This is a genomic window from Streptomyces sp. NPDC001450, assembly GCF_053597295.1.
Map to the genome: position 1 here is coordinate 47,149 of NZ_JBSFHY010000001.1, position 25,224 is coordinate 72,372.

Annotated in this window: 27 protein-coding genes and 1 riboswitch; of the genes, 13 read left to right on the forward strand and 14 right to left on the reverse strand. The window is 70.9% G+C overall.

All coding sequences use genetic code 11. The annotated features are described in order from the left end of the window. Positions 1–46 precede the first annotated feature (46 nt). Positions 47–1,189: an N-acetylglucosamine-6-phosphate deacetylase gene (gene nagA / locus ACWC5O_RS00235; RefSeq protein ID WP_450590870.1), complete on the reverse strand. Its 1,143-nt coding sequence runs from the start codon at positions 1,187–1,189 to the stop codon at positions 47–49. Continuing rightward, positions 1,189–2,130, reverse strand: coding sequence for an ROK family protein (locus ACWC5O_RS00240; RefSeq protein WP_450590872.1), 942 nt, complete (start codon positions 2,128–2,130; stop codon positions 1,189–1,191). The genes nagA and ACWC5O_RS00240 overlap by 1 nt, the downstream gene beginning before the upstream one ends. Before the next feature lie 109 nt (positions 2,131–2,239). Here ACWC5O_RS00240 and ACWC5O_RS00245 point away from each other — a divergent pair, with 109 nt between their 5' ends. The 3 genes from ACWC5O_RS00245 (at position 2,240) to otsB (ending at position 4,810) form a co-directional block, all read left to right on the forward strand. Continuing rightward, the gene (locus ACWC5O_RS00245) at positions 2,240–3,514 is read left to right on the forward strand and encodes an extracellular solute-binding protein (RefSeq protein ID WP_450590923.1); all 1,275 of its coding nucleotides are present in this window, start codon (positions 2,240–2,242) and stop codon (positions 3,512–3,514) included. Between the two features lie 35 nt (positions 3,515–3,549). Continuing rightward, complete coding sequence (locus ACWC5O_RS00250) at positions 3,550–3,774, forward strand: DUF3263 domain-containing protein (RefSeq protein ID WP_450590873.1); 225 nt, start codon at positions 3,550–3,552, stop codon at positions 3,772–3,774. Positions 3,775–3,976: 202 nt separating this feature from the next. Then, positions 3,977–4,810, forward strand: coding sequence for a trehalose-phosphatase (gene otsB / locus ACWC5O_RS00255; RefSeq protein ID WP_450590874.1), 834 nt, complete (start codon positions 3,977–3,979; stop codon positions 4,808–4,810). A gap of 4 nt (positions 4,811–4,814) precedes the next feature. On the opposite strand, the gene ACWC5O_RS00260 is transcribed toward otsB, so the two are convergent. Together ACWC5O_RS00260 and ACWC5O_RS00265 are read right to left on the reverse strand one after the other, a co-directional pair. After that, positions 4,815–6,233, reverse strand: a complete 1,419-nt coding sequence (locus ACWC5O_RS00260) for an alpha,alpha-trehalose-phosphate synthase (UDP-forming) (protein ID WP_450590875.1) — start codon at positions 6,231–6,233, stop codon at positions 4,815–4,817. Positions 6,234–6,319: 86 nt separating this feature from the next. Beyond that, positions 6,320–7,291, reverse strand: coding sequence for a glucosyl-3-phosphoglycerate synthase (locus ACWC5O_RS00265; protein WP_450590876.1), 972 nt, complete (start codon positions 7,289–7,291; stop codon positions 6,320–6,322). Between the two features lie 158 nt (positions 7,292–7,449). After that, positions 7,450–7,591: riboswitch (SAM riboswitch) on the forward strand. A 17-nt stretch (positions 7,592–7,608) separates the two neighbouring features. On the opposite strand from ACWC5O_RS00265, the gene thrC reads away from it, so the two are divergent. From thrC to groL, 4 genes are all read left to right on the forward strand, one after another. Next, positions 7,609–8,892 (forward strand): threonine synthase, encoded by a 1,284-nt coding sequence (thrC, locus tag ACWC5O_RS00270; protein ID WP_450590877.1) that lies wholly within the window; start codon positions 7,609–7,611, stop codon positions 8,890–8,892. Next, positions 8,889–9,164: a MoaD/ThiS family protein gene (locus ACWC5O_RS00275; RefSeq protein WP_076087077.1), complete on the forward strand. Its 276-nt coding sequence runs from the start codon at positions 8,889–8,891 to the stop codon at positions 9,162–9,164. Before thrC ends, ACWC5O_RS00275 begins: the two co-directional genes overlap by 4 nt. A gap of 442 nt (positions 9,165–9,606) precedes the next feature. Continuing rightward, positions 9,607–9,813, forward strand: coding sequence for a cold-shock protein (locus tag ACWC5O_RS00280; RefSeq protein ID WP_019057200.1), 207 nt, complete (start codon positions 9,607–9,609; stop codon positions 9,811–9,813). 323 nt (positions 9,814–10,136) lie between these two features. Further along, positions 10,137–11,759: a chaperonin GroEL gene (gene groL, locus ACWC5O_RS00285; RefSeq protein WP_450590879.1), complete on the forward strand. Its 1,623-nt coding sequence runs from the start codon at positions 10,137–10,139 to the stop codon at positions 11,757–11,759. Between the two features lie 90 nt (positions 11,760–11,849). On the opposite strand, the gene ACWC5O_RS00290 is transcribed toward groL, so the two are convergent. The 3 genes from ACWC5O_RS00290 to ACWC5O_RS00300 all read right to left on the reverse strand — a co-directional run bounded on the left by ACWC5O_RS00290 (position 11,850) and on the right by ACWC5O_RS00300 (position 14,256). Continuing rightward, complete coding sequence (locus ACWC5O_RS00290) at positions 11,850–12,533, reverse strand: class I SAM-dependent methyltransferase (protein ID WP_386573648.1); 684 nt, start codon at positions 12,531–12,533, stop codon at positions 11,850–11,852. A gap of 702 nt (positions 12,534–13,235) precedes the next feature. Continuing rightward, complete coding sequence (locus ACWC5O_RS00295; protein WP_450590880.1) at positions 13,236–13,433, reverse strand: DUF397 domain-containing protein; 198 nt, start codon at positions 13,431–13,433, stop codon at positions 13,236–13,238. Then, complete coding sequence (locus tag ACWC5O_RS00300; protein WP_450590882.1) at positions 13,417–14,256, reverse strand: helix-turn-helix domain-containing protein; 840 nt, start codon at positions 14,254–14,256, stop codon at positions 13,417–13,419. The genes ACWC5O_RS00295 and ACWC5O_RS00300 overlap by 17 nt, the downstream gene beginning before the upstream one ends. 116 nt (positions 14,257–14,372) lie before the next feature. Between ACWC5O_RS00300 and ACWC5O_RS00305 the strand changes: the two genes are divergently transcribed. The 4 genes from ACWC5O_RS00305 to ACWC5O_RS00320 all read left to right on the forward strand — a co-directional run bounded on the left by ACWC5O_RS00305 (position 14,373) and on the right by ACWC5O_RS00320 (position 17,731). Beyond that, positions 14,373–14,606 (forward strand): hypothetical protein, encoded by a 234-nt coding sequence (locus ACWC5O_RS00305; protein ID WP_386573645.1) that lies wholly within the window; start codon positions 14,373–14,375, stop codon positions 14,604–14,606. Beyond that, positions 14,603–14,830, forward strand: coding sequence for a hypothetical protein (locus tag ACWC5O_RS00310; RefSeq protein ID WP_450590883.1), 228 nt, complete (start codon positions 14,603–14,605; stop codon positions 14,828–14,830). Before ACWC5O_RS00305 ends, ACWC5O_RS00310 begins: the two co-directional genes overlap by 4 nt. A 145-nt stretch (positions 14,831–14,975) precedes the next feature. Then, the gene (locus ACWC5O_RS00315) at positions 14,976–16,103 is read left to right on the forward strand and encodes an NADH:flavin oxidoreductase (protein WP_450590884.1); all 1,128 of its coding nucleotides are present in this window, start codon (positions 14,976–14,978) and stop codon (positions 16,101–16,103) included. 80 nt (positions 16,104–16,183) lie between these two features. Then, positions 16,184–17,731, forward strand: a complete 1,548-nt coding sequence (locus tag ACWC5O_RS00320) for a carboxylesterase/lipase family protein (protein WP_450590886.1) — start codon at positions 16,184–16,186, stop codon at positions 17,729–17,731. On the opposite strand, the gene ACWC5O_RS00325 is transcribed toward ACWC5O_RS00320, so the two are convergent. The 6 genes from ACWC5O_RS00325 to ACWC5O_RS00350 form a co-directional block, all read right to left on the reverse strand. Then, positions 17,728–18,297, reverse strand: coding sequence for a hypothetical protein (locus ACWC5O_RS00325; RefSeq protein ID WP_450590888.1), 570 nt, complete (start codon positions 18,295–18,297; stop codon positions 17,728–17,730). The two genes, ACWC5O_RS00320 and ACWC5O_RS00325, sit on opposite strands and share 4 nt — an antisense overlap. A gap of 96 nt (positions 18,298–18,393) precedes the next feature. Beyond that, on the reverse strand, positions 18,394–19,545 hold the full coding sequence (locus ACWC5O_RS00330; protein ID WP_450590890.1) for a methyltransferase: 1,152 nt from the start codon (positions 19,543–19,545) through the stop codon (positions 18,394–18,396). Between the two features lie 56 nt (positions 19,546–19,601). Next, positions 19,602–19,865, reverse strand: a complete 264-nt coding sequence (locus ACWC5O_RS00335) for a hypothetical protein (RefSeq protein WP_450590892.1) — start codon at positions 19,863–19,865, stop codon at positions 19,602–19,604. A 30-nt stretch (positions 19,866–19,895) separates the two neighbouring features. After that, complete coding sequence (locus ACWC5O_RS00340; protein WP_450590894.1) at positions 19,896–21,431, reverse strand: PTS transporter subunit EIIC; 1,536 nt, start codon at positions 21,429–21,431, stop codon at positions 19,896–19,898. A 16-nt stretch (positions 21,432–21,447) separates the two neighbouring features. Next, a complete protein-coding gene (murQ, locus tag ACWC5O_RS00345; RefSeq protein ID WP_450590895.1) occupies positions 21,448–22,371 on the reverse strand; it encodes an N-acetylmuramic acid 6-phosphate etherase in 924 nt (307 codons plus the stop codon). 35 nt (positions 22,372–22,406) lie between these two features. Continuing rightward, positions 22,407–23,312: a MurR/RpiR family transcriptional regulator gene (locus ACWC5O_RS00350; protein ID WP_450590896.1), complete on the reverse strand. Its 906-nt coding sequence runs from the start codon at positions 23,310–23,312 to the stop codon at positions 22,407–22,409. A gap of 55 nt (positions 23,313–23,367) precedes the next feature. On the opposite strand from ACWC5O_RS00350, the gene ACWC5O_RS00355 reads away from it, so the two are divergent. Both ACWC5O_RS00355 and ACWC5O_RS00360 read left to right on the forward strand, forming a co-directional pair. Then, positions 23,368–23,751 carry a hypothetical protein gene (locus ACWC5O_RS00355; RefSeq protein WP_450590898.1) on the forward strand — a complete coding sequence of 128 codons (384 nt, stop codon included), beginning with the start codon at positions 23,368–23,370 and terminating at the stop codon, positions 23,749–23,751. Between the two features lie 7 nt (positions 23,752–23,758). After that, a complete protein-coding gene (locus tag ACWC5O_RS00360; RefSeq protein ID WP_450590900.1) occupies positions 23,759–24,040 on the forward strand; it encodes a DUF4031 domain-containing protein in 282 nt (93 codons plus the stop codon). A 56-nt stretch (positions 24,041–24,096) separates the two neighbouring features. On the opposite strand, the gene ACWC5O_RS00365 is transcribed toward ACWC5O_RS00360, so the two are convergent. Then, the gene (locus ACWC5O_RS00365; protein ID WP_450590901.1) at positions 24,097–25,197 is read right to left on the reverse strand and encodes a GNAT family N-acetyltransferase; all 1,101 of its coding nucleotides are present in this window, start codon (positions 25,195–25,197) and stop codon (positions 24,097–24,099) included. Positions 25,198–25,224 lie beyond the last annotated feature (27 nt).

Here is a 25,224-nt window from a genome sequence, read left to right on the forward strand (position 1 = left end):
GGCCCAGTACGAGGATCGGCCGCCGGCTGGCGAAGAGGAGAACGGATCAGGGCAGTTGGGGCGCCACCACCCATTCACCCCTGCGCAGCACGCCCTTCAGGTCGAAGTTCGCGTCCAGCAGCACCACGTCCGCGTCCTTGCCGGGTTCCAGGGAGCCGATGTGGTCGGAGAGGCCCAGCAGACGGGCCGGGTTGGCCGAAAGAGCGGCGACCGCGTCTTCCACCGGCAGCTTGTCGATGGTCACCGCCCGCTTGAACGCGCGGTCCAGGGTGAGCGTGGAACCCGCGATCGAGCCGCCCTCCACCAGACGGGCCACACCCTCGCTGACCTCGACCTCCAGCGGGCCGAGCATGTAGCGGCCGTCGCCGATGCCGGCCGCGTCCATCGCGTCGGTGATGAACGCGACCCGGGAGGCACCCGCGTGATGGAACGCCAGCTCCAGCGCGGCGGGGTGGAGGTGGGTGCCGTCGTTGATCAGCTCGACCGTCACCCGCTCGTCCTCCAGCAGGGCGGCGATCGGGCCAGGGGAGCGGTGGCCCAGAGTGGGCATGGCGTTGAAGAGGTGGGTGGCGACCGTGGCGCCCGCGTCGATGGCCTCGACCGTCTGCTCGTAGGTGGCGTCCGTGTGGCCGATGGCGGCAATCACACCGTGCTCGGCGAGCAGCCGTACGGAGTCGATGCCGCCCGGCAGCTCGGTGGCCAGGGTGACCATCTTCGCCTTGCCGCGCCCCGCGTCGATCAGCTTGCGGACCTCGGCCGGGTCCGGGTCGCGCAGCAGCTCCTCGGAGTGCGCGCCCTTGCGGCACGGCGAGATGAACGGCCCCTCGAAGTGGATACCGGCGATGTCGCCCTGCTCGGCCAGCTCGCTCAGCAGCCCCGCCTGCCGCACCAGCAGGTCCATCTCGTCGGTGACGGTGGAGGCGACCAGGGTCGTGGTGCCGTGCAGGCGGTGTGTGCGGATGGCCGACAGCACGTCGTCCACCGTGCCGGAGAAGGAGGCTCCGCCGCCGCCGTGGTTGTGGATGTCCACGAAGCCGGGGACCAGCCAGTGGCCGGTCACGTCCAGCACGTCGGCGTTCTCGGGAGCCTCGCCCGCGAGCTTCGTGCCCTCCACGACCACACGCCCGTCGGCCACCACACCGGTGGGCAGCACCACCCGAGCACCTGTGAGAACCAAGCTGGGAGCCATCAGGCGGTTACCTCCGTAGGGTCGGTGGAGTCGAGGAGATCCCGGGCGAGGAGACCCGCGCCCAGGCAGCCGGCCGTGTCGCCGAGGGCGGCGGGGACGATGGCCGGCAGTTTCTGGAAGGTGACCCGCTGCCGGACGGCGTCCCTGAGCGGTTGGAACAACACTTCCCCCGCCTCGGCCAGGCCGCCACCGATGATCAGCGTGCGCGGGTCCAGCAGGGTGAGCGCGGTGACCAGTCCGTCGGCCAGCGCGTCCACCGCCTCCTGCCAGACCCGGACAGCGTTCGGGTCACCGGACGCGACGGCCTTCGCGCAGTCGGCCGCGTCCGCTTCCGGGTCCCCGCAGGCCGCCGTCCACGCCTCGCTGACCGCGGACGCGGAGGCGTACCGCTCCAGGCAGCCGCGCTGGCCGCAGGGGCACGGGGTCCCGCCGGGCCGTACGACGACATGGCCGATCTCGCCGGCGAAGCCGTGCGCGCCCGCCTCCACCCGCCCGTCCACGCCGATGGCGCCGGCGATGCCGGTGCCCAGCGGCACGAACAGGAACCGGTCGGCGCCCTTGCCCGCGCCGATCCGGCCCTCGGCGAGCCCGCCGGTGCGCACGTCGTGGCCGAGCGCCACGGGTACGCCGAGCCGGTCGGCGAGCAGGGCGCGCAGGGGTACGTCCCGCCAGCCGAGGTTGGCCGCGTAGACGGCGATGCCGTGCTCCTCGTCGACGATGCCGGGGACCGCGAGGCCGGCCGCGGCGGCCGGTTCGCCGTAGTGCTCCACGCCGTACGCGCGCAGTTCCGTGGCGAAGTCGAGGATGGTCTCGACCACCGCCTCGGGCCCGCGCTCACGGCCCGTCGCGCGGCGGGCGCGGTGCAGAAGCGCGCCGTCGTCTCCGACGAGGGCCGCCTTCATCCCGGTACCGCCCACGTCCAGGGCGATGACATGTCTCACGGGGGACAGTGTGGCCCGCGGACCCACAAGAGGTCTAGTCCACTCACGTGGTGTAGACCTTATGTGTCCACATATTGAACGGTCAGACAGCAGGGTTGGGGCTTTGACGGTGCGTCGGCGTACGGCAGGAACGATCGCGGTGGTGTCCGCACTGAGCATGACGGCGGTCCTCGGCGGCTGCGGGAGTACGGGCTCCTCCGACGTGACCCTCAGACTGGTCGCGGCCGACTACGGCGACTCCCCGGCGAACAGCTCGAAGAAGTACTGGGACAAGCTGGCCGAGGCGTACGAGGCCCAGCACTCCGGTGTGAAGGTCGAGGTCAGCGTCTACTCCTGGAACGACGTCGACCGCAAGGTCAAGGAGATGGTCGACTCCAAAGACGCACCCGACCTGGCCCAGATCGGCGCCTACGCCGACTACGCGGCCGCGGGCAAGCTCTACCAGGCCTCCGACCTGCTCTCCATCCGCACCCAGGCCGACTTCCTCTCCCAGCTCTCCGACGCGGGCGAGTGGAAGCACGTGCAGTACGGCATCCCGTTCGCCGCCTCCACGCGGGTGCTCTTCTACAACAAGACCCTCTTCGCCCAGGCCGGCATCACCCCGCCCACCACCTGGAGCGAGCTGGCCGCCGACGCGAAGGCGCTCAAGGACAAGGGGGTGAAGTACCCCTACGCGCTGCCGCTGGGCTCCGAGGAGGCGCAGGCCGAGACCATGCAGTGGCTGCTGAGCGGCGGCGACGGCTACACCGACGACATCGGCACCTACACCATCGACTCGGCGCAGAACGTCCAGACCTTCACCTGGCTCAAGGACGACCTGGTCGGCAAGGGCCTGACCGGTCCGGTCGCCCCCGGCAAGCTCAACCGCGCGGACGCCTTCGCCGCCTTCGCCGACGGCCAGGTCGGCATGCTCAACGGGCATCCCACGCTGATCCAGCAGGCCGCCAGGAAGGGTGTGCAGTTCGGCATGGTCCCGATGCCGGGCCGCACCGGCAAGGCCAAGGCCGCGATGGGTGTCTCCGACTGGATGATGGGCTTCAAGCAGCGCGGGCACGCCGAGCAGATAGGCGACTTCCTCGACTTCGTCTACGAGCAGAAGAACGTCCTGGCGTTCTCCCGCGAGTACGGACTCCTCCCGGTCACGGGCTCCGCGTCCAACACCATGACCGAGTCGGACTCCGCCCCCGACAAGGACCTGCACCCCTTCCTCGACCAGCTTCCGATCTCCGAGCTGTACCCCGTCGGCAAGACCTCCTGGGCGGCGGTCAGCGCGGCCGTGAAGAAGGAGATCGGCCAGGCGGTCGCCCCCGGCGGCAGCCCCGTCGGTGTCCTGACCCGCCTCCAGGCGACGGCGACCGAGGCGGACAGCAGCGACGTGAGCTGACCCGGCTGTCGGTGCCCGGCGTTACGGTGGCCCACATGGAACTGGGCACCCGCGAAAAGGCCATCCTCGCGCTGGAGCGCCGGCCCTTCCCCGGCCCCGGCGCGAAGGAACGAGCCATCCGCGAGGAACTGGGCCTTGCCCCGGTCCGCTACTACCAGCTCCTCAACGCCCTACTGGACGACGAGAGGGCACTGGCCGTGGACCCGGTGACGGTGAACCGCCTGCGCCGAGTCCGGGAGGCACGCCGCTCCGAACGCTGACCCCCGGGACCCGGCGCCGACGCACTTGAGCTGGGCGCCGACTCACCCAGCCTTTCCCCACCCACCCCAGCCGGCCAGGGCGCCTTCTCAGCCGACCGAGTCGGGTGGGCGGTGGGAAACGGGGTCCAGGGGCGGAGCCCCTGGCGGGGTCTGGGGCGGAGCCCCAGGAGTGACCAGCCCCTGCGCTGGATACTGTCGCGGTATGGACCTTCTGCCGACCCCGGCGACCAAGGCCGGCCGGGATGGACTGCAGGCGCTGCTCGCAAAGCCCCGCTCAGCAGTGATCGGACTCGACTTCGACGGCACACTCTCCCCGATCGTCGAAGACCCCGAGCAGGCCCGAGCCCACCCCGACGCCGTCCCCGCACTGGCCACCCTCGCCCCCAAGGTCGCCTCCGTGGCCGTGGTCACCGGCAGACCCGCCGAGGTGGCGGTACGGCACGGCGGCTTCGCAGGCACCCCCGGCCTGGAACACCTCGTCGTCCTCGGCCACTACGGCGCCGAACGCTGGGACGCCGCGACGAACACGGTCACCGCACCCCCACCCCACCCCGGCGTCGCCGCGGTCCGCGCCGAGCTCCCGGGCCTCCTGGAGCGCGTCGGCGCCGGGCACGGCACCTGGATCGAGGAGAAGGGGCGCGCCGTCGCCGTCCACACCCGCCGTGCCGACGACCCGCAGGCCGCGTTCGAGGCCCTGCGCGGCCCCCTCGCCGACCTCGCCACCCGGCACGGCCTGATCGTCGAGCCCGGCCGGCTGGTCCTCGAACTCCGCCCGCCGGGCATGGACAAGGGCGTCGCCCTCCTCGACCACGTCCGCGCCACCGGCGCCGAGTCCGTCCTCTACGCCGGCGACGACCTCGGCGACCTCCCCGCCTACGCGGCCGTCGACGAACTCCGCTCCGACGGCGTCCCCGGCCTCCTGGTCTGCAGTGGCAGCACGGAGGTCACGGAACTGGCGGAACGGGCGGACGTGGTGGTGGACGGCCCGGAGGGAGTCGTAGCCCTCCTACGCGCCCTGGCGGCACACATGCCCTGACCCGCTACCGCTCCAGTGCACCCAGCTGATCCAGGAACCACTGAGCAGGCGGCAACGCCGTAGCGGCCACGGCCAGCCTCTTCGAGCGTTCCGCCCGCTCACCCGCCGGCAGGCTCAGCGCCTCGTGCAACGCCCTCGCGGTCCCCCCGATGTCGTACGGGTTCACCACGATCGCGTCCTCGCCCAGCTCCTCGCACGCCCCCGCCTCCCGCGACAGCACCAGCGCGCACCCCTCGTCGGAGACGACCGGCACCTCCTTGGCGACCAGGTTCATGCCGTCCCGGATCGGGTTGACCAGCGCCACGTCCGCGAGCCGGTACGCGGCCAGGGAGCGGGCGAAGTCGTCCTTGACGTGCAGCACGACGGGGGTCCAACCCGCCGTCCCGTACACGGAGTTGATCGTCTCAGCGACCCGCTGCACCTCGGCCGTGTACTCCCGGTAGACGGGGAGGTCCTGCCGGGACGGGTAGGCGAACGCGAGATGGACCACCCGTTCGCGCCACTCGGGGTGGTCCTCCAGCAGCTGCCGGTACGCCAGCAGGCCGCGCACGATGTTCTTGGACAGCTCGGTGCGGTCCACCCGCACGATCGTCCGGCGTCCCTCGCCGATCTCCTCCCGCAGCGCGGCCATCCGTGCGTCCACGTCCGGCCGGTGCGCCCGCTCGCGCAGGAAGTCCGCGTCCGCTCCGAGCCCGTGCACACCGATCCGGGTCCCGGACGGGATGCCGGGGCCCAGCACCGCGTGACAGCAGTCGGTGAACGCGTCCGCCCACCGCCGGGTCAGGAACGCGGCCCGGTCCGCGCCCAGGATGCCGGTCAGCAGCTCGGCCGCGATGTCGTCCGGCAGCAGGCGGAAGTAGTCCGGCGGGGCCCACGGGGTGTGCGAGAAGTGGCCGATGCGCAGGTCGGGGCGGAGCCGGCGGAGCATCCGGGGGGCGAGGGCCAGGTGGTAGTCCTGGACGAGCACCGCGGCGCCCTCCGCCGCCTCCTCGGCCAGCGCCTCGGCGAAGGCGCGGTTGTACGCCTCGTACGACGCCCACTGCCGCCGGAACTCCGCGTCGAAGACCGGCTCCAGCGGGGTCTGGTACAGCATGTGGTGGACGAACCACAGCACCGAGTTGGCGATGCCGTTGTACGCGTCGGAGAACACGGTCGGGTCGATGCCGAGCATCCGCACCCGCTGCCCGCCGGTCTCCTCGGCCGGCAGCAGCCCGCCGCCCGCGCGCCGTACCGCCTCGCGGTCGCCGCCGCCCAGCGCGGCGCACACCCACACCGCATTGTGGTTCGGCCCGATGGCCGACAGCCCCGAGACCAGCCCGCCGCCGCCCCGTTTGGCGAGCAGCGAGCCGTCCTCGTGCACCTCGTACGAAACCGGGCCGCGGTTGGACGCGACCAGCACATCAGCAGTGTGCGCGGAAGCCATGGTCCTCAACCTAGCCCGGCCCGGAAACGCTCAAACGTACGGTCTGCCCCGGAAGGGGGCTGTATACAGCCGTTTTCGTGCGCCCCTCACGCCACCCGGCGCGCCGCGTACTCCGCGATCTCCGCCATCGGCGGCCGCTCCTCGGTGTCCACCGAGTAGGTGCGTGGCTCGAACCCGTCCTCGCCCCGCTCGAACTGGGTCAGCGACGGCCGGATCAGGTGCCCGCGGGCGAGCCTGAGCTGTGCCGTGCGGTAGATCGCCGCGGCCATCCGGCCGAGCGCCTGGCCGTCCTGGTGGCGGTGCTTGCGCACGCCGACGTCGACCTGGGCGAGGGCGTCCAGGCCCACCAGGTGCAGGGCGTCGACCAGCATGCCCAGCTCGACGCCGTAGCCGACCGGGAAGGGGAGCTGTTCGAGCAGCGAGCGGCGGGCCGCGTACTCGCCGCCGAGCGGCTGCACGAAACCGGCCAGCTGCGGCCAGTGCATGTTCAGCAGCGGGCGGGCCATGAGTTCGGTGACCCGGCCGCCCTGCCCGGCCGTCCTGCCGGAGGCGAGCGAATCCAGCTCAGCGCCGAGCGGGCGGTCGTACATCGCCTTGACCAGGTCGACGCCCGGTTCGGTGAGCAGGGGGCCGACGATGCCGGAGACGAAGTCGGAGGAGAACTCCTTCAGGTCGGCGTCGATGAAGCAGATGATGTCCCCGCTGGTCACCAGCAGGGAGCGCCACAGCACCTCGCCCTTGCCGGGGACGGCCGGGATGCGCGGGAGGATCTCGTCGCGGTGGACGACCCGCGCGCCCGCGGAGGCGGCGACCTCGGAGGTGTGGTCGGTGGACCCGGAGTCGACGACGACGATCTCGTCGACGAGCGGGACCTGCTGCATGAGGTCGTGACGGATGATCGCGACGATGTCGCCGACCGTCTTCTCCTCGTTCAGCGCGGGCAGGACGACGGAGACGGACTGACCGGTGCGCTGCTTGGCGGCGAGTATCCGGTGGAGCGGACGATCGGTCACGGACCAGGAGCGGGTGGCCAGCCAGCGCTCGACTTCTTCCAGCACGGTCTGCGGCTCCTCACTGTCGTGATCACATGGGGTGACCGTGTGATCCATCTCGCGGTTCGGACGACTATCTCAACTGTCCTGGCCTTCGGTTACAGTCTTGAACAACGCCGGTGACCATCGCATGTCGGGGTCAACGGGCGTTGACAACCACATACAGCTCATCCAGAGGGGCAGAGGGACACGGCCCGATGAAGCCCCGGCAACCCTCCAGTCGGTTCTCGTTCTCCAGCGAGGCTCCCGGCTAGGGAAGGTGCCAAATCCGTCTCACGGCGAGATGCGTCGTGAGGAAGATGAGGAGAAAGGGCCTCGCCTCCATGGCTGTGCAGACTGTTGCAAGCACCAGCAATCCCACCGTAGACCTCGGCCCCGCCGCGGCCCTGAGCTGTCGCGAGTGCGGTCACCGGGTGCCCCTCGGGCCGGTGTTCGCCTGCGAGGAGTGTTTCGGCCCGCTGGAGATCGCCTACGACTTCTCCGCGTACGACACCGAAGAGCTGCGGGGGCGCATCGAGTCCGGCCCCGCGAACATCTGGCGTTACGCGCCGCTGCTGCCCGTCCCCGCCGACGTGGCCGACAAGCCCAACATCAACCCGGGCTGGACCAAGCTCGTCAAGGCCGACAACCTGGCCCGCGAGCTGGGCGTCACCGGCGGGCTGTACGTGAAGGACGACTCCGGCAACCCGACGCACTCCTTCAAGGACCGGGTGGTGGCCCAGGCCCTGGAGGCCGCGCGCGCCTTCGGCTTCACCACGCTCTCCTGCTCCTCGACCGGCAACCTCGCCGGTGCCGTCGGCGCCGCCGCCGCCCGCGCCGGCTTCCGCTCCTGCGTGTTCATCCCGCACGACCTGGAGCAGGGCAAGGTCGTCATGGCCGCGGTCTACGGCGGCGAGCTGGTCGGGATCGAGGGCAACTACGACGACGTGAACCGGTTCTGCTCCGAGCTGATCGGTGACCCGGCCGGCGAGGGCTGGGGCTTCGTCAACGTCAACCTGCGGCCGTACTACGCGGAGGGCTCGAAGACCCTGGCGTACGAGATCTGCGAGCAGCTCGGCTGGCGGCTCCCGGACCAGCTCGTGGTCCCGATCGCCTCCGGCTCCCAGCTGACGAAGATCGACAAGGGTCTGCAGGAGCTGATCAAGCTCGGGCTCGTCGAGGACAGGCCGTACAAGATCTTCGGTGCCCAGGCCGAGGGCTGCTCGCCGGTGTCCACCGCCTTCAAGGCCGGTCACGACGTGGTCCGCCCGCAGAAGCCGAACACCATCGCCAAGTCCCTGGCGATCGGCAACCCGGCCGACGGCCCGTACGTCCTCGACATCGCCCGCCGTACCGGTGGCGCGGTGGAGGACGTGACCGACGAGCAGGTCGTGGACGCGATCAGGCTGCTGGCCCGGACCGAGGGCATCTTCGCGGAGACCGCCGGCGGTGTGACGGTCGGCGTGACGCAGAAGCTGATCGAGAACGGTGTGCTGGACCCGACGCTGACGACGGTCGTCCTCAACACCGGTGACGGCCTCAAGACCCTCGACGCGGTGGCCGGCACGGGGCTCACCGCCACCATCCGCCCGACCCTGGACTCCTTCCGAGAGGCTGGCCTCGCATGAGCGTGACCGTTCGCATCCCCACCATCCTGCGCACCTACACCGGTGGCCAGGCCGAGGTCGCCGCCGAGGGTGCGACCCTCGCCGAGGTCATCGAGGACCTGGAGAAGAACCACACGGGCATCGCGGCCCGCGTTCTCGACGACCAGGGCAAGCTGCGCCGCTTCGTCAACGTGTACGTCAACGACGACGACGTCCGCTTCGAGCAGGGGCTGGAGACGGCGACCCCGGACGGTGCCGGAGTCTCCATCATTCCCGCCGTCGCCGGCGGCTGATCAAAAGCGGACCATTACCTTCGGTAACCGCGGTTACTGAATGTTCATCGAATGGCCTCCTCCGTGAGAGAAGCGGAGGGGGCCATTCTGCGTGATTGAGCGCGGTACAGTTGGGGAACGCGTGCCGGGTCTGCGGGTCGCAAGCCCCGGAATCATGCCGTACGCCCCGGTGAGAAGCAGCCAAAGTGCACGGGTTGAATGCGGCTTTTACGCCTTTTATGGAGCCCGACTTGCCCTGAATTCGGACGAATTCTCGGCAGATTCCGGACCGGGCCCGTCCAGAATTCTCGTCCGATTGACCTGTTGCAGACGGCAGTTGGACAGATACATTCAGCCGCGGTCGACGCGTTCCGGCGCACGCCCCCGACCAATGGGGGGTGAGGTCTGACCCGGGTCCGCGAAGTGTGGATCTGTGCAAGGGCCAGTAATAGGGGAGTTAGGCATGGCTCAGGGCACCGTCAAGTGGTTCAACGCGGAGAAGGGGTACGGCTTCATCGCGGTCGACGGTGGTGCGGATGTTTTCGTCCACTACAGCGCGATCCAGATGGACGGTTACCGCACCCTGGAAGAGGGGCAGCGGGTCGACTTCGAGATCTCGCAGGGCCAGAAGGGCCCGCAGGCGGACATGGTCCGGCTGGCGACCAGCTGAAGCACGCGTCGGCTGACAGCGACGTTCTTCTGTTCATCTTCGAAGGGCCCGTACCTCCTGGGGTACGGGCCCTTCGTCATGCCCGGCGCCCCTGTTCGCGCGCGGCTGAGCGCCCCCTCCGGCATGCCCGAGGCGCTTGCACTCGAGGGTGCCGAGTGCTAATCATTGGCGTTAGCACTCTGAAGGTGAGAGTGACAAGAAGGACCGGGTCGGTGAGGCCCGCAGGCCAGGTGGGGCAAGGAACCACAGGTCGGCGAGCCGTCCGTCGCGGGCGCGGGCGCGGTCCGAAGGAATCACCCCCAGTCCTGGAGGGACCACTTCACATGGCCAAGATCATCGCGTTCGACGAGGAGGCGCGGCGCGGCCTCGAGCGCGGCATGAACCAGCTCGCGGACGCCGTGAAGGTGACGCTCGGCCCCAAGGGCCGCAACGTCGTCCTCGAGAAGAAGTGGGGCGCCCCCACGATCACCAACGACGGTGTCTCCATCGCCAAGGAGATCGAGCTCGAGGACCCGTTCGAGAAGATCGGCGCCGAGCTGGTCAAGGAAGTCGCGAAGAAGACGGACGACGTAGCCGGTGACGGCACGACGACCGCGACCGTCCTGGCCCAGGCCCTGGTCAAGGAAGGCCTCCGCAACGTCGCCGCCGGTGCCAACCCGATGGCCCTGAAGCGCGGTATCGAGAAGGCCGTCGAGGCCGTCTCCGCCGCCCTGCTGGAGCAGGCGAAGGACGTCGAGACCAAGGAGCAGATCGCCTCCACCGCGTCCATCTCCGCCGCCGACACCCAGATCGGCGAGCTGATCGCCGAGGCCATGGACAAGGTCGGCAAGGAAGGCGTCATCACCGTCGAGGAGAGCAACACCTTCGGTCTGGAGCTCGAGCTCACCGAGGGCATGCGCTTCGACAAGGGCTACATCTCCGCCTACTTCGCGACCGACATGGAGCGCATGGAGGCGTCGCTCGAGGACCCGTACATCCTCATCGCCAACTCCAAGATCTCCTCGGTCAAGGACCTGCTCCCGCTGCTGGAGAAGGTCATGCAGTCGGGCAAGCCGCTGCTGATCATCGCCGAGGACGTCGAGGGCGAGGCCCTGTCGACCCTGGTCGTCAACAAGATCCGCGGCACCTTCAAGTCCGTCGCCGTCAAGGCCCCGGGCTTCGGTGACCGTCGCAAGGCCATGCTCGGCGACATCGCCATCCTCACGGGCGGCGAGGTCATCTCCGAGGAGGTCGGCCTCAAGCTGGAGAACGCGACCCTGGACCTCCTGGGCCGCGCCCGCAAGGTCGTCATCACCAAGGACGAGACCACCATCGTCGACGGCGCCGGCTCCTCGGAGCAGGTGGGCGGCCGCGTGAACCAGATCCGCGCCGAGATCGAGAACAGCGACTCCGACTACGACCGCGAGAAGCTGCAGGAGCGCCTGGCGAAGCTCGCCGGCGGTGTCGCGGTCATCAAGGCCGGTGCCGCCACCGAGGTGGAGCTCAAGGAGCGCAAGCACCGCATCGAGGACGCCGTCCGCAACGCGAAGGCCGCCGTCGAGGAGGGCATCGTCGCCGGTGGTGGCGTGGCCCTGCTGCAGACCTCCGGTGTCTTCGAGAAGCTGGAGCTCGAGGGCGACGAGGCCACCGGTGCCGCCGCTGTGAAGCTGGCCCTGGAGGCCCCGCTGAAGCAGATCGCCGTCAACGCCGGCCTCGAGGGCGGTGTCGTGGTGGAGAAGGTGCGCAACCTGACCCCGGGCCACGGCCTGAACGCCGCGACCGGCGAGTACGTCGACCTGGTCGCCGAGGGCATCATCGACCCGGCGAAGGTGACCCGCTCTGCCCTGCAGAACGCCGCCTCCATCGCCGCGCTGTTCCTCACCACCGAGGCCGTCATCGCCGACAAGCCGGAGAAGGCCGCCGCGGCCGCTCCGGGCGGCATGCCGGGCGGTGACATGGACTTCTGATCGACCTGACGGTTGATCGCCTGTCCTATGGACCGAGGGCGGTGCTCCCAGCTTCTGGCTGGGGGTGCCGCCCTCGGGCGTTTTCAGGGCTCAGCCGACGCGGGTCTCCGCGTAATAGGAACCCACTGCGGGCTGACCCGTGTAGTTCGGCCCGGCGGAGGGATCGGCGCCGACGTAGCGGAACGGCGGTCGGATGTCGCGGGCGCCATCGAGGGTGAGGCGGTGGTGCCGGGAGCTGTAGCGGAACCCGGCGGCGCGGAGGGCGGAAAGAACGGCCCGCCCGGCAGGTGAGCCATCGACCCAGCGGATGGAGTCGGGGTCGAAGTGGGCGATGAACAGCCCGTCGGGAGCGAGCCAGGAGGCGGCCCGGCAGACGAGCCCCAGCTGATCGCCGATGTAGTGGAGACCGTGTACGCAGGTGATGAGGTCGTACGTCCGTGAGGGCGCCCAAGAGGAAACGGAGGCGACGATCTCCTCCAGGACGGGCGGTGTCGGCGCCCCGGGCGCGAGCGGCCCCACGAGATCCACGGCGGTGAGCACAGCGTCCCTCGACAGGGCACCGGACGCCTCCCGCAGGGCCCGGCCCTCACCACTGCACAGGTCCAGCCAGGAGGGAGCGGGACGACCGGCCAGCCGGGCAACGGGATCGAAGCCCAACTCGCGGGCGTAGCTGTTGACTCCGGTCAGCCCGCGTTCCCGGTTCATGGAGTTGTTGGCTACGACGGAGGACCGCTCCAGCTCGTCGCTCGCGGAGATCAGTGGGGGTTTCGGCATACGGTCAGTCTGCGTAGTGAAGTCAACTCGCAGGGCGGGGATGCGAGGCCTGAGCCTCGGGAGTTGGCCAGTGACCGTCGGGCCGCCCGCTTCTCGGCGATTGTCGTGCTTCCACGGCCCGCGTCAAGGGCGCTGCGCGTCGCCTTCGGCGATGGGCCTGCGGCCCACCCTTGACCTGGTCCGCTCCAGCACGGGGAAGAAGCGAGCGGGCGGCCGGGGAGCAGTGGGCGGCTTGGCGGGGTTGGCCCTTGGGCGGGCTGCGCTTGTGCCGTTGGCGGAGGTGCGCGTTCGCGCCTCGCCTGCACGCCGGGCTGGCATAGCGGCTGGCCGCCGGTGGGTGGGGCGCGAACGCTGGGTTGGGGCAGGCCGGGCCGGGTTGGCGGCTTGCGGCCGGTGGGCGGGGCGATGCACCTGTCCTCCGAGTCCCGCCCGTCACACAGGCCACTTCAGCCTCGCTTCACCGAGTGATTGGTGCATTCGGGCCACCAGCCCCGGCAAATGCCCTGGTCAGGCAGGTCAGACGAGGCAGAGGTCGGCCCATTCGCACCACTCAGGTCCATCGGCCGGTTTCCTTCCCCCACTCGCCCGCAGGCCGCCAAGCCGGCCCGGCGTGCTGGCGAGGCGCGACCGCGCCCGTCAGCCGAGGGTCCCCTCGCAGCCGACCGTTGCTCGCGAACCCCGGCCGGGACCCGGCCCCAACGGTCACTTGAGAGAAGAGGTGAAGGCAGCCCAGGTGACCGAGCTGAAGAAGAGCTTCGGTCCTTGGGGGTTCTTCGAGTCTCGGATGGGGATGAGGGTGGGGAAGTCGTGGGTGACTTCGAGGCAGTTTTCGTCGCCACCGCTGTAGCTCGACTTGATCCATACGGCCGTGCTCAGGCCGGGGTCAGGGATGTTCCTCATGGGTGTAATCCTCTGCCAACGCCTCGATGAGCGCCAGGGACTTCTCCTGCGAGAGCGCTGACGCCACGAGGAGGTCGTACACGAACCTCAGTCGGGTGACAGTGGCCGGGTCGTCCTCCAGCCGTCCGGTGCTCAGCCCTTCCATGTAGGCCAGCGGAGGGGCGTCCTCGAACTCCATCAGCTTCAGAGCACCCTGCATCGCCGTGTGCGCGCCCGCGCTGAACGGCACCACCTGCATGACGATCCGGTTCCGGCGGGCCAGGCCAGCGACATGGCGCAGTGCCTCTGCCATCACCGCCGGGCTACCGACTTTCCGGCGCAGCGCCGCCTCGTCAAGCACCGCCCACAACACGGGCTTTGTTGGGTGATCGAGCAGACGGGCCCGTTCCAAACGGCCTTCCACCCACTCCTTGATGGTCTCCTCCGGCGTCATCGCGGCCCACACTTGGTCCACTGCCCGCGCGTACGTGGGAGTCTGGAGCAGTCCGGGGATCAGGAGCGGAACATAATGCCTGATCGTCGTGGCCAGAGCCTCGGCCTCCACTACGTCTGCGTAGTGGTGCTGATACTTCGACTTGGCCGCAGCCTCGCGGTTCCGTGTGAAGAAGCCGTCCGTCTCCAGGATTTCGTCCAGCATCCGCGCGTACTCCGGCTGCATCCGCCGCGTCCCGGCCTCCAACTGCCCGATGAACGACCCGCTCACGAACAGTCTCTGCCCCAACTCGGCCTGACTCAGCCCCTTCCGCTCGCGAGCGTGCCGTAACTCCGCACCCAGCAAAGCGCGCGGCGATGACGACGGGTCCAGATCCTTCGGTCCTGCCATGTGCAACTCCCGGTCCGACAGACGAGGTTGTTGGGGCGCCGTATCTGGCCAGGTTAGAGGCATGATGGCCACGCTGTGTGTTGAAAGCGAACACTCACCGTGGAGGAATTGGCGCAATGGATGCGAAGGAAATGACGGCGGACGACCGACCCGCCCGCTCCGCAGCGGAAGCCGTAGAGCGACTGCGCACGGCCCTGCACGACGTGGGGATCATCCTCCCCTCACTGCGGATCGACCCGGTCACCGGCGCCCACGGTCACCCCTATGCCCTCGTCGACCTGGGCCGCTGCAACCTGGGTGTGGCCTCGCGGCTGGCGGCGGTGCTGCGGCGGTCGGGCGGGGATGCGTGACCGGGGAGATCGGGACGTACGCCGTCGACGTACGGAGCGGGCGGATCGGCGAGGTAATGGCGCGCGTAGGAGGTTATGTGCAGCTTCGGCCCGTGGGTGGCGGCCGGGAGTGGGACTGTCCCCCCGAGGAGCTGGGGGAGGTGGCGCCGGACGAGGTGCTGCGCGAAAAGGTGCGGCGACTGAACCAGGGCGCCCGCTCACGCCCGGCGGCCGAGCTGCCCTGACGGCCGGCGGGCGTGGCCGGGATCACAACGAGGGCAGCCCGGATTCGGAATGTGCCGCACCGCATAGGAGGTTCTTTGAGGAGGTGTAACAATGCGTGTGCACATACCAGCTGGTCAGACCGAGCAACACCCGAGGAGCCCCCACGTGACCGACACGACGCTTCCCGCCTCCCGCGCGGCCCAGATCCTCTCCCGCCCGATCAGCCTCAACGGGCTCACGGTCCCCAACCGGATCGTGATGGCGCCGATGACCCGCATGTTCTCCCCGGGCGGCATCCCTGGCGAGGACGTGCGGTCGTACTACGCGCGCCGTGCCGCCGCCGGTGTCGGTCTCATCGTCACCGAGGGGACGTACGTCGGGCACGAGTCGGCCGGGCAGAGCGACCGTGTGCCCCGGTTCCACGGCGAGGAGCAGCTGGCCGGCTGGGCGAAGGTCGCTGAGGACGTGCACGCGGCGGGCGGGACGATCGTGCCGCAGCTGTGGCACATCGGCATGGTCCGCAAGGCGGGCGAGCCGCCGTTCGCGCACGCCCCCGCGGTCGGCCCGTCCGGCCTGGTCACCGAGGGTGCCGAGCCCACCGGCAAGACCATGACGCAGCAGGACCTGGACGACGTCGTCGCCGCGTTCGCCCAGGCCGCCGCCGACGCCGAGCGCATCGGCTTCGACGGCGTCGAGCTGCACGGCGCCCACGGCTACCTCCTCGACCAGTTCCTGTGGGCCGGCACCAACCGCCGCACCGACGCCTACGGCGGCGACCCGGTGGCCCGCACCAAGTTCGCGGCGGAGATCGTCGCCGCGGTCCGCGAGGCCGTCTCCCCCGAGTTCCCGGTCCTCTTCCGCTTCTCGCAGTGGAAGCAGCAGGACTACGGCGCCCGCCTCGCCGAGACCCCCGAGGAGCTGGAGGCGATCCTCACCCCGCTGGCCGCCGCCGGCGTCGACGTCTTCCACGCCTCCACCCGCCGCTACTGGCTGCCCGAGTTCGACGGCTCCGACCTGAACCTCGCGGGCTGGACGAAGAAGCTCACCGGCAAGCAGGTCATCAGCGTCGGCTCGGTCGGTCTCGACGGCGACTTCATCAAGGCCTTCCAGGGCGAGGGCTCCCCGGTCAAGGGCATCGACAACCTGCTCGACCGCCTGGAGGCGGACGAGTTCGACATGGTCGCCGTCGGCCGTGCGCTGCTCCAGGACCCGGAGTGGGCGGCGAAGGTGCTCGCGGACCGCTTCGACGAGCTGAAGCCGTACGACGTGGCCGCGCTGAAGACCCTGAGCTGACGCTGAGCCGAAGTGGCCGAGTCCGCCGGGCACTTGGGATCGTTCCCGTCCGTTCCCCTGATGACCAGTGAGGAGCGAGCATGACGACGAGCGAGTCCGGGGCCCGGGCGGCGGAGGCCGCCGGACCTGTGGTGCGCACCGCCTCCGGCGCGGTGCGCGGCCGCCGCGAGGACGGTCTGGCGGTCTTCCGCGGCATCCCCTTCGCCGAACCCCCCGTCGGCGAGGCCAGGTTCCAGGCCCCGCGCCCGGCCCGGCCCTGGGACGGCACCCGGGAGGCGTACGCCTTCGGACCCCCGCCTCCGCAGGACTTGGGAGTCCAGGGGGGTGGGGTGACCGGCCCCACCGGTGACGACTGGCTGACCGTGAACGTGTGGACGCCCGGCCCGGACCCGTCCGCCGGCCGCCCGGTCATGGTGTGGATCTACGGCGGCTCGTACAAGATGGGCCACGCCGGCCAGCCCGGCTACGACGCACAGCGCATCGCCCGGGACGGCGACGTCGTCGTGGTCACCTTCAACTACCGGGTGGGCATGGAGGGCTTCGCCCTTCTGGAGGGCGCGCCGGCGAACCGGGGCCTGCTGGACCAGGTGGCGGCCCTGGAGTGGGTGCGGGAGAACATCGCGGCGTTCGGCGGCGACCCCGGCCAGGTCACGGTCTTCGGTGAGTCGGCCGGAGCGGGCTCGGTGGCCTCGCTGCTGGCGATGCCGAGAGCCCGAGGACTGTTCCGGCGGGCGGTGGCGCAGAGCCTGCCGGGCACGTTCTTCTCCGCCGAGCTGGCGCGTGACATGGCCGGGGCGCTGGCGGCGCAGGCGGGGCGGCAGCCGACGGCGGCGGATCTGGCCGCGGTGGACCCCCGTGAACTCGTCGGCGCCGGACAGGCGTTGAGCGCCAAGATGCTCCAGTACACGGACAGATGGGGTCAGGTGGCACCGACGGTCACGCCCTTCTCCCCGGTCGTCGACGGCGACATCCTGCCCACCACCCCCTGGCAGGCTCTGGCGGCGGGCGCGGCAAGGGACGTCGACCTCCTGGTGGGCCACAACCGGGACGAGTTCCGTCTGTTCCTGGCCATGGGCGGCATGCTCGGCAAGATCACGGAGGACCGGGCGACGGCGGCGCTGCGGATGTTCGCCCCGGGCGGCGAGGCGGGCGAACAGGCCTACCGCTCGGCCTTCCCGGACGCCTCGCCGAGCGACCTGTTCGAGCGGGTCCAGACGGACTGGCTGTTCGGGATGCCGAGCCTGCATCTCGCCGAGGCCCAGCTGGCGGGCGGCGGCAGGGCTCACGTCTACGAACTGACCTGGGAGGCGCCGGGCAGCGGCGGTGTCCTGGGCGCGTGCCACGTCCTGGACGTCGCCCTGCTCTTCGGCACGTACCGCGGTTTCCTGGGCGGTCTGCTCTTCGCCGGGGCGGACATACCGGCCGAAGCGGAGGAGCTGTCCGCCCGCTTCCGTCGTGCGTGGACGTCGTTCGCCCGCACCGGAGACCCGGGCTGGCCGGCGTACGACACCGAGGCCCGCCCGGTGCAGGTCCTGGACGTCGAGCCGACGGTCACGGCCTACCCGGAGGAGCGCAGCAGGCGCCTCTGGGAGGGTCACGACTTCCTGCCTCTGCCGCTGCTCGGCTAGAGGTTGCCCAGGGGTTCGATGTCGACGTGCACTGGTGTCCCCCAGATCCGCAGCACCTCGTAGTCGGTGAACTCGTGCACGAGCCGATACGCCATGGCGGGCCGGGATCCGCGTCGCTGGGCGGCCAGATACGCCTCGGCCTCGCGCCGGTCCCGCCGGGGCGTCCCGCACAGCTCCCACTCGCGCCCGTTCCAGGCCTCCGGCAGCCACCGCTGCTGGGGCTGGGGGCGGTCGGCCCGGACGCCGTAACGGGAGGGGGCGGTGGCGACGGGCTCGGCCGCGCTGGGCCTGCCCTGGAACTCCGAGCGCCGGGCGGCCCGGCGCCGGGTCTCGCAGAGCAGGCACAGATCGGGGGCGCTCTCGTCGACGGGCCCGTGCGGATGCTCGGGGCACCGGGTCGAGGGGGCGCCGGCCCCCACGCTCTCCTCCAGCAGGTCGAGAGCCCGCCGTAGATCGGCCTTGACCTCGTACAACCGGGTATCCGGAGTGTCCCCGGTGAGTGCCTCCCCGTGCTCCCCGAGCAGCCGCAGGGCCCGGCCGAGGGCGGTGAGCTGGGCGTGGTTCATGGTGTCGACGGTAGCGCGGGACGGCTTGTGGTGGATTTGGATGGCGTGGACGACGCTTTGCACAAGGCAGTCGTCGGGCTTCCGGTGCGCACGCGTTCAGTGGGCGTCCGGACTCGCCGCGAGACGCCACAGCGATGTCACCTCGGCCTTCCGTGCGGCGTGGAGCGGATCGGCGGGGTCGTGGGCGCGAGGGTGACGCGGCCGTGCGTCGATACGCCCCATCACTCTCAGACCGGCCGCGGCGAAGAGCTCGGACAACTCGGTTCGTGAGCGGAGTCCGAGGCGCTCGGCGAGGTCGGAGATGATGAGCCATCCCTCACCGCCCGGGGCCAGATGCGCCGAAAGCCCGTCGACGAAGCCGCGAAGCATACGGCTTCCCGGGTCGTAGACGGCGTGTTCGAGTGAGGTCCGGGCCCGTCCGGGAAGCCATGGAGGGTTGCAGACGATCAGGGATGCCCGGGTGGCGGAGAACGGAGTGGCGGGGAACAGATCTGCCTGCTGAATGTCCACGATGGAGGACAGTCCTAAGCGGCTGATGTTCTCTCGCGCGCAGGCAAGCGCACGTGCGTCGCAGTCCGTGGCCACCACGCGCCGGACACCGCGCCGGGCCAGAACGGCAGCGAGCACGCCCGTACCCGTGCCGATGTCGAAGGCCGTGCCCTGCGGCGGCAGCGGTGCTTCGGCCACCAGGTCGACGTATTCGCCCCGCACCGGGGCGAAAACGCCGAAGTGCGGCGTGATCGGCTCCCCAAGCGCTGGTACGTGGACCCCCTTCTTGCGCCATTCACCGGCCCCGACCACCCCCTGCAGCTCGCGCAGTGACACCACATAGGGCTCATGACACTGCCCGTACGCCTGTTCGCAGGCCAGCCGCACGTCTGGAGCCCGTCGCAGCGAGATGACATGCCCCGCTGCCACCGGCAACAGCAGCATGCCGAGGATCCGTGCACGCCGCGACTGCGCTTGACGGTACAGGTGGAAGTTCTGCCCAGGCGACGTGCCTGGCTTGGGCGGCTTCCGGTCGGCGCGGCGGGCCATCGCGTGCAGCAGCTGACGCGCATTGTGGAAGTCGCCGCGCCATAAGAGCGAGGTTCCTTCGCAAGCTAATCGGAACGCGGTGTCCGCGTTCAGAGCGTCATCGGCTGTCACAACCCGTTTCGGCGGCGGTGCACCGCTCTCCGATCGCCACAGGGCGCAGCGCTCCTCTCCCGAACTCTCCAGCCAGCGAACAGTCTGTTCTGTACTCACCTCTCCATCATCTCTTGCGGGTGGGCCCCAAAGGCCGTGACCTCGTCCGCGACGGGTTACCGGCGCAGGGCCGAGTGACCCGTACCGGTGCCGCCCTGTCGGCCGTCGTCGCGGATGAGGCTTCCCTTGCGGCAGGCGGGGGCGGTATCGGCCAGGGGCAGCGGCGAGACGGACTTGACCGCCGGGGCCACGACGAGGTCGCCGGCACACAGGGCGGTGCCGGTGGCGGTCCAGTGCTCGTCGGCGTGGGCGTGGGCGGGGGCGGCCAGGGCGGCGCCGCAGGCCGTCAGGGCGGCGGTGGCCAGAAGCTTTTTCATCATGCCCGGGCAACGACAAGTCCCGACGGTGCGTCACGCCGCTGCGGCCACACGGCAGCCGCGGGGGAAGCCGAAGAAGTACGTCGCCGCGAACCCCACCGCGTAACCGGTGAGCAGTCCGCCCCCGTAGACGGCGGCCGTCATCCCCGGCCCCCTGTTCCCTGCCAGCAGCGGGAACAGGGCCCAGCCCGACGGGCCGATGGCCGTCGCCCCGACCTTGTCCCCGAGCATCGCGAAGAACCCGATGAAGGCCCCGCCGGCCGCACCGCCCGCGCACGCCGTCACGAACGGGCGGCCCAGCGGCAGGGACACCCCGTAGATCAGCGGCTCGCCCACGCCCAGCAGCCCTGCCGGGAGCGCCGACCTGATCGTCGTACGCAGGGACGTGTCGTGGCGCAGCCGGGCGTACACCGCCAGCGCCGCGCCCACCTGGCCCGCGCCCGCCATGGCCAGCAGCGGGAGCAGGACGGTGTAGCCCTGCTGTTCGATGAGGGTGGTGTGGATGGGGATCAGGGCCTGGTGCAGACCCAGCATGACGAGGGGGAGGAACAGGCCGCCGAGGACCAGTCCGGCCACGGCTCCGGTCGTGGCCAGCAGCCAGTTCGCCGCCGTACCGATCGCCGAGGAGACCACGCCGGCCGCGTACATCAGGCCGTACAGCGTGACCAGGCCGGAGACGAGGACGGTCACGGTCGGGGTCAGGAGCACGTCCAGCGCGCCCGGCACCCGGCCCCGGCACCACTTCTCCACCCGGGTCGCCAGCAGCGCCGCCGCGAGCGCGCCGAGCACCCCGCCCTGGCCGGGCGCCAGATGCACCCCGAACGCCGTCACCTTCGCCACGCCCGGGTAGACGACCACGGCCGCCACCGCACCGCCCAGCACCGGGGTACCACCGAACTCCTTCGCGGTGTTGTATCCGACGAACACCGTGATCAGCGCCATGAAGGCGGAGGCGACGGCGGCCAGGGCGGGGGTCAGGCCGGGCAGCCGGCCGGCGTTGACCAGCAGCCCGTTGATCCCGGCGAGGATGCCGCAGCCGATCAGCGCGGGGATGAGCGGCACGAAGACGGCGGCGACACGGCGGAGGGCGGTCTTGAAGGGGGTGGCGTTGCGCTGCCGGAGCTGCTCCTTCACCTGGCCGGCGGCACCGACCGGTGGCTCACCGGCCTTGGGCTGCACGGCTGCCTTGCTCTCGCCGGCCTGGGTCTGCCCGTCCGCTGTGCCCTCGCCGACCCGCGTACGCACGGCCGCGGCACCTGCGGCCGCGGCACCCGCGGTCGCGGTCGTCGCGGTCGCGGTCGACGCGGTGACCTCGTCGACCTGGATCCGCACGGCCGCCGTGACCTCGACGACGACCCCCGGTCCCAGCACGACCTGCAAGGACGACTCCCCGTCCGCGACGACCCCCAGCACCCCGGGCAACCCCCGCAGCCCCTCCTCGTCCACGGCCGCCGGATCGGCGACGCCCAGCCGGAGCCGGGTCATGCAGTGGGCGACGGACGTGACGTTCGCGGGGCCGCCGACCCGGGCGAGGACGGCGGCTGCGGTGGAGGCGGGGTCGTTGCGCACGTCCCGAGCGTGCGGCTCAGGTGCCCGTGACCGCCAGCGCGGCACGCAGATGACCGCCGGACTCCTCCAGAAGGCGGGCGGCCGTCGGGCCGTCGACGCCGGCCAGGATGGTGAGAACGGCGTTCTTCACCTCGCCGCCCGACTCGGTGAGCGCCTTCTCGATCTCCTCCGCCGAGGCTCCCGTGGCCAGCGCGACGATACGGCGGGAACGGGCCCGGAGCTTGTCGTTGGAGGCGCGGACGTCGACCATCAGGTTCCCGTAGGTCTTGCCCAGGCGGATCATCGTGATCGTCGACAGCATGTTGAGCACCAGCTTCTGGGCCGTGCCCGCCTTCAACCGCGTCGAGCCGGTGATCAGCTCGGGCCCGACGACGACCTCGATGCCGTGCTCGGCGGCGGCCGCGAGCGGGCTGTGCTCGTTGCAGGCCAGCCCGATGGTCAGGGCGCCGAGCGCGCGGGCGTGTTCGACGGCGCCGACGGCGTACGGGGTGCGGCCGGAGGCGGAGATGCCGACGACGGCGTCGTCCGCACCGACCTTCAGCGCGTCCAGGTCCCTGCGGGCCAGCTCCTTGGAGTCCTCGGCGCCCTCGATCGAGGTGACGAGGGCCTCGGGACCGCCGGCGATCAGGCCGACGACCTGGGCGGGGTCGGTGTTGAAGGTGGGCGGGCACTCGGAGGCGTCCAGCACGCCGAGGCGTCCGGCGGTGCCCGCGCCGGCGTAGACCAGACGTCCGCCGCGGGCCATCCGCTCGGACACGGCGTCGATGGCGGCGGCGATCTCCGGCAGCCGCGCACCGACGGCGTCGGGCACGCCGGTGTCCTCGCGGTGCATCAGGCGGGCGATGTCGAGGGTGGGCAACCGGTCGATCTCGGCGAGTTCCGGCCGGAAGGCTTCGGTGGTGAGGGACTCCAGCTCGTTGCGCAGGTCATGGGAGGTCATGGGGGGTGGCTCTCTCCGATTCGCGTGCTCTTCACTCACCTGGGGCTGGTGCGGTGCCGGTGCGCCAACGCCTCGTAGGACGCGGCCAGGGCGGGCGCCGCACTCTCGTACGTCTGCTGGGCCACGCCCACGAACAGGCAGTCCACCACCAGCAGTTGACTCGTCCGCGAGGACATCGCGGCCGGCCGCAGCTCGGTCTCCCGGGAGGTCGACGTGGTCAGGACGTGGTCGGCGTACTGGGTGACCGGCGAGTCCGGGCGGCCGGTGATGGCCACCGTCGTCGCCCCGTGCTCGAAGGCGACCCGGAGCGGTTCGATGACGTCCCCGGTCGATCCGGAGTGCGTGATCGCTATGGCCACATCGCCGGAACGCAGCTGCACCGCGTTGGTCACGGCCAGATGCGGATCGCTGTGCGCGTGGGCTATGAGCCCGATCCGCAGCAGTTTCTGCGTGAGGTCCTGGGCTACCAGACCGGACGCCCCTATGCCGTACACGTCGGTGCGGCGGGCGCCGGCGAGCGCGGTGACGGCCGCGCCCAGCTGGGCGGTGTCGAGTCCGGCGGCGGTGTCGGCGAGGGTCTGCTGCTCCTCGTAGGCGAGCTTGGCGACGACGTCGGCGATGGGGTCGTCCACCGCGATGTCCGTCGTGATCGCGGGCGCCCGGCCGGACTGCTGCTGTGCGGCCAGCCCGGCGAGGGCGAGGCGCAGATCGCGGTAACCGGGGTAGCCGAGCAGCCGGGCGGTGCGGACGACCGTCGCCTCGCTGGTGCCGGTCAGTTCGGCCAGGCCGGTGACCGTGAGGGCGGCGCACCCGGCCGGGTCGCCCGCGACCGCCTCGGCGACGCGCTGCATCGACCGGGTCATGGAAGGGGCGAGGGTGCGCACCTTGGCGGCGAGGGAGCCGCCGGGACTTCCGAAAATTTCCTTCACGTCCTGGGTCACCTATGAAAGATATTTTCGGTTCCGTCTCCCGGTCAAGAGTGCGCACAATGGGGCCATGGAGTCCCTATCCCCGCTTGAGCAGGCGCTGCATGCCGCCCGCGCGCTGGTGCTCGCCGATCTGGTCGCGGGCGAAGTGGCCGAGGCCGACGTGGTCTCCCTGGTCGAGGACTCCGTCACAGAGCGCCGCTGGTGGGTCGAGCAGTGGCCGGACGGCGTCGAGTACGTGGCCGGGCTGGTCGCGCAGGACGTCCAGGACGCGCTCCTGGAGCGGTACGGCCGCTGGCCCCTGTGCCCGGTGTGCGGCTCCGGCGACCCGCACGCGCTGGACGTGGAGCCGGAACTGGGGCCCGACCCGCACTGGGTGTGCAGCAAGGCGGGCGTGAAGGTGGCCGCGGTGGGCTCGCTGGGGTGGGCCACGGGCGGGATGCAGTCCTCGTGAGGCTCCCGTGACGGTGTACATCGACCCGCCGTCCTGGCCCGGCCACGGACGCATGTGGTCGCACCTGGTGAGCGACGTGTCCTTCGACGAACTGCACGTGTTCGCCGCGGAGCTGGGCGTACCGCGGCGGGCCTTCGAACGCGACCACTACGACATCCCGTCGCACCGGTACGCGGACGTGGTGGCCGCCGGGGCGGTGGAGGTCGGCTCCAAGGAACTGGTCCGCAGGCTCACCGAGGCGGGGTTGCGGCGGCCCAAGGGGCGGCCGGCTCCTTCGGTGCGGGACTGAACCGGGTGTCCGCTTCCACTTGGACGGCGGCGGTTTCCGAACCGCCCTCGGCAAGCTCACCGCCGCCGGATGTGAAGCTGCAGCTCGCTGTCCGTGTCGTTCTCCTGCTGCGCCGCCCGCTCCTCCTCCACGGTCGCCCGGGTGAACCCCGCCCGGGACACCACGCGCTGAGAGGGGAGGTTGTCCCCCTCGATGGTCGCGAAGACCGTGTCGACGTCGTCCCGGGCCAGCGCCCACTCCGTCAGCGTGCGCAGGGCCTCGGTCGCGTAGCCCTGGCCGCGGGCGCCCTCGACCAGGTCGTAGCCGACCTCGACCCGGCCCTCTTCGTCCGGAACGCCGTGGAAGCCGATGCCGCCGATGGCGCGGCCGTCCTCGTTCCGGACGAGGGCGAAGACGCCGAACTCGGGCCGGTGCACGCCCGCTTCGTATGCCTTCACCATGAAGCCCGCGGCCACCCGCGTGCCTTCGTACGGCCCGCCCTCGATCCACTCGAAGCCGCCGTCGCCGCCGTGGCGGAGGTCGCGGGCGGCTGCCGGGCGGACTCCGACCAGGGTGAAGCGCTCGGCGGGGATGACGAGGTTGTTCCGCCAGCGCCACTCGGTGACCGGGGCGCGGCCGGGCAGCTCACCGCGGCCGGTCGCCCACAGCAGGGTCGGCCAGGCCGCCGGGCCGGGCTGGACGTGCGGGAACAGCCAGGTCAGGACGGACTCGGCGAGCTCCTCGGCCGGCTCGTAGGCGATCCCGAGGCCCTGGGCGATGTCATGGGTGTGCAGCAGCACCTCGGCGACGCCCATCGCGGCGAAGCCCTCGCGGTCGGCGCTGCCGAAGGGGTAGGGGTGGACGGCACGCACCTCGCGCGGGGTGGTGCGGACGGTGGCGGCGAGCAGGCCGCCGGTCGACCGGATCACCTCCAGCGCACCGGCACCGTCGGCGTCCTCGTCGAAGGTGAGGTCACAGGGAAGCCAGTCCTGGGCGCCTGTGACCAAGCGGCTCGCGTAGCCGAACAGGGCTGCTGCGACGTGCTCGGCCGTCTCCTGGCAACTCCACTCCATCCGCCAGGCCTTGACACCCTTCCAGTCCCGCTCCACCGCCGTACCGAGCACCGCCACGCTGCCCTCGACGGCCGCGATCACATCATCCCCGTTTATCGGTCGCATGGGGCGAACCCTAGGGTGCCGGTTCCC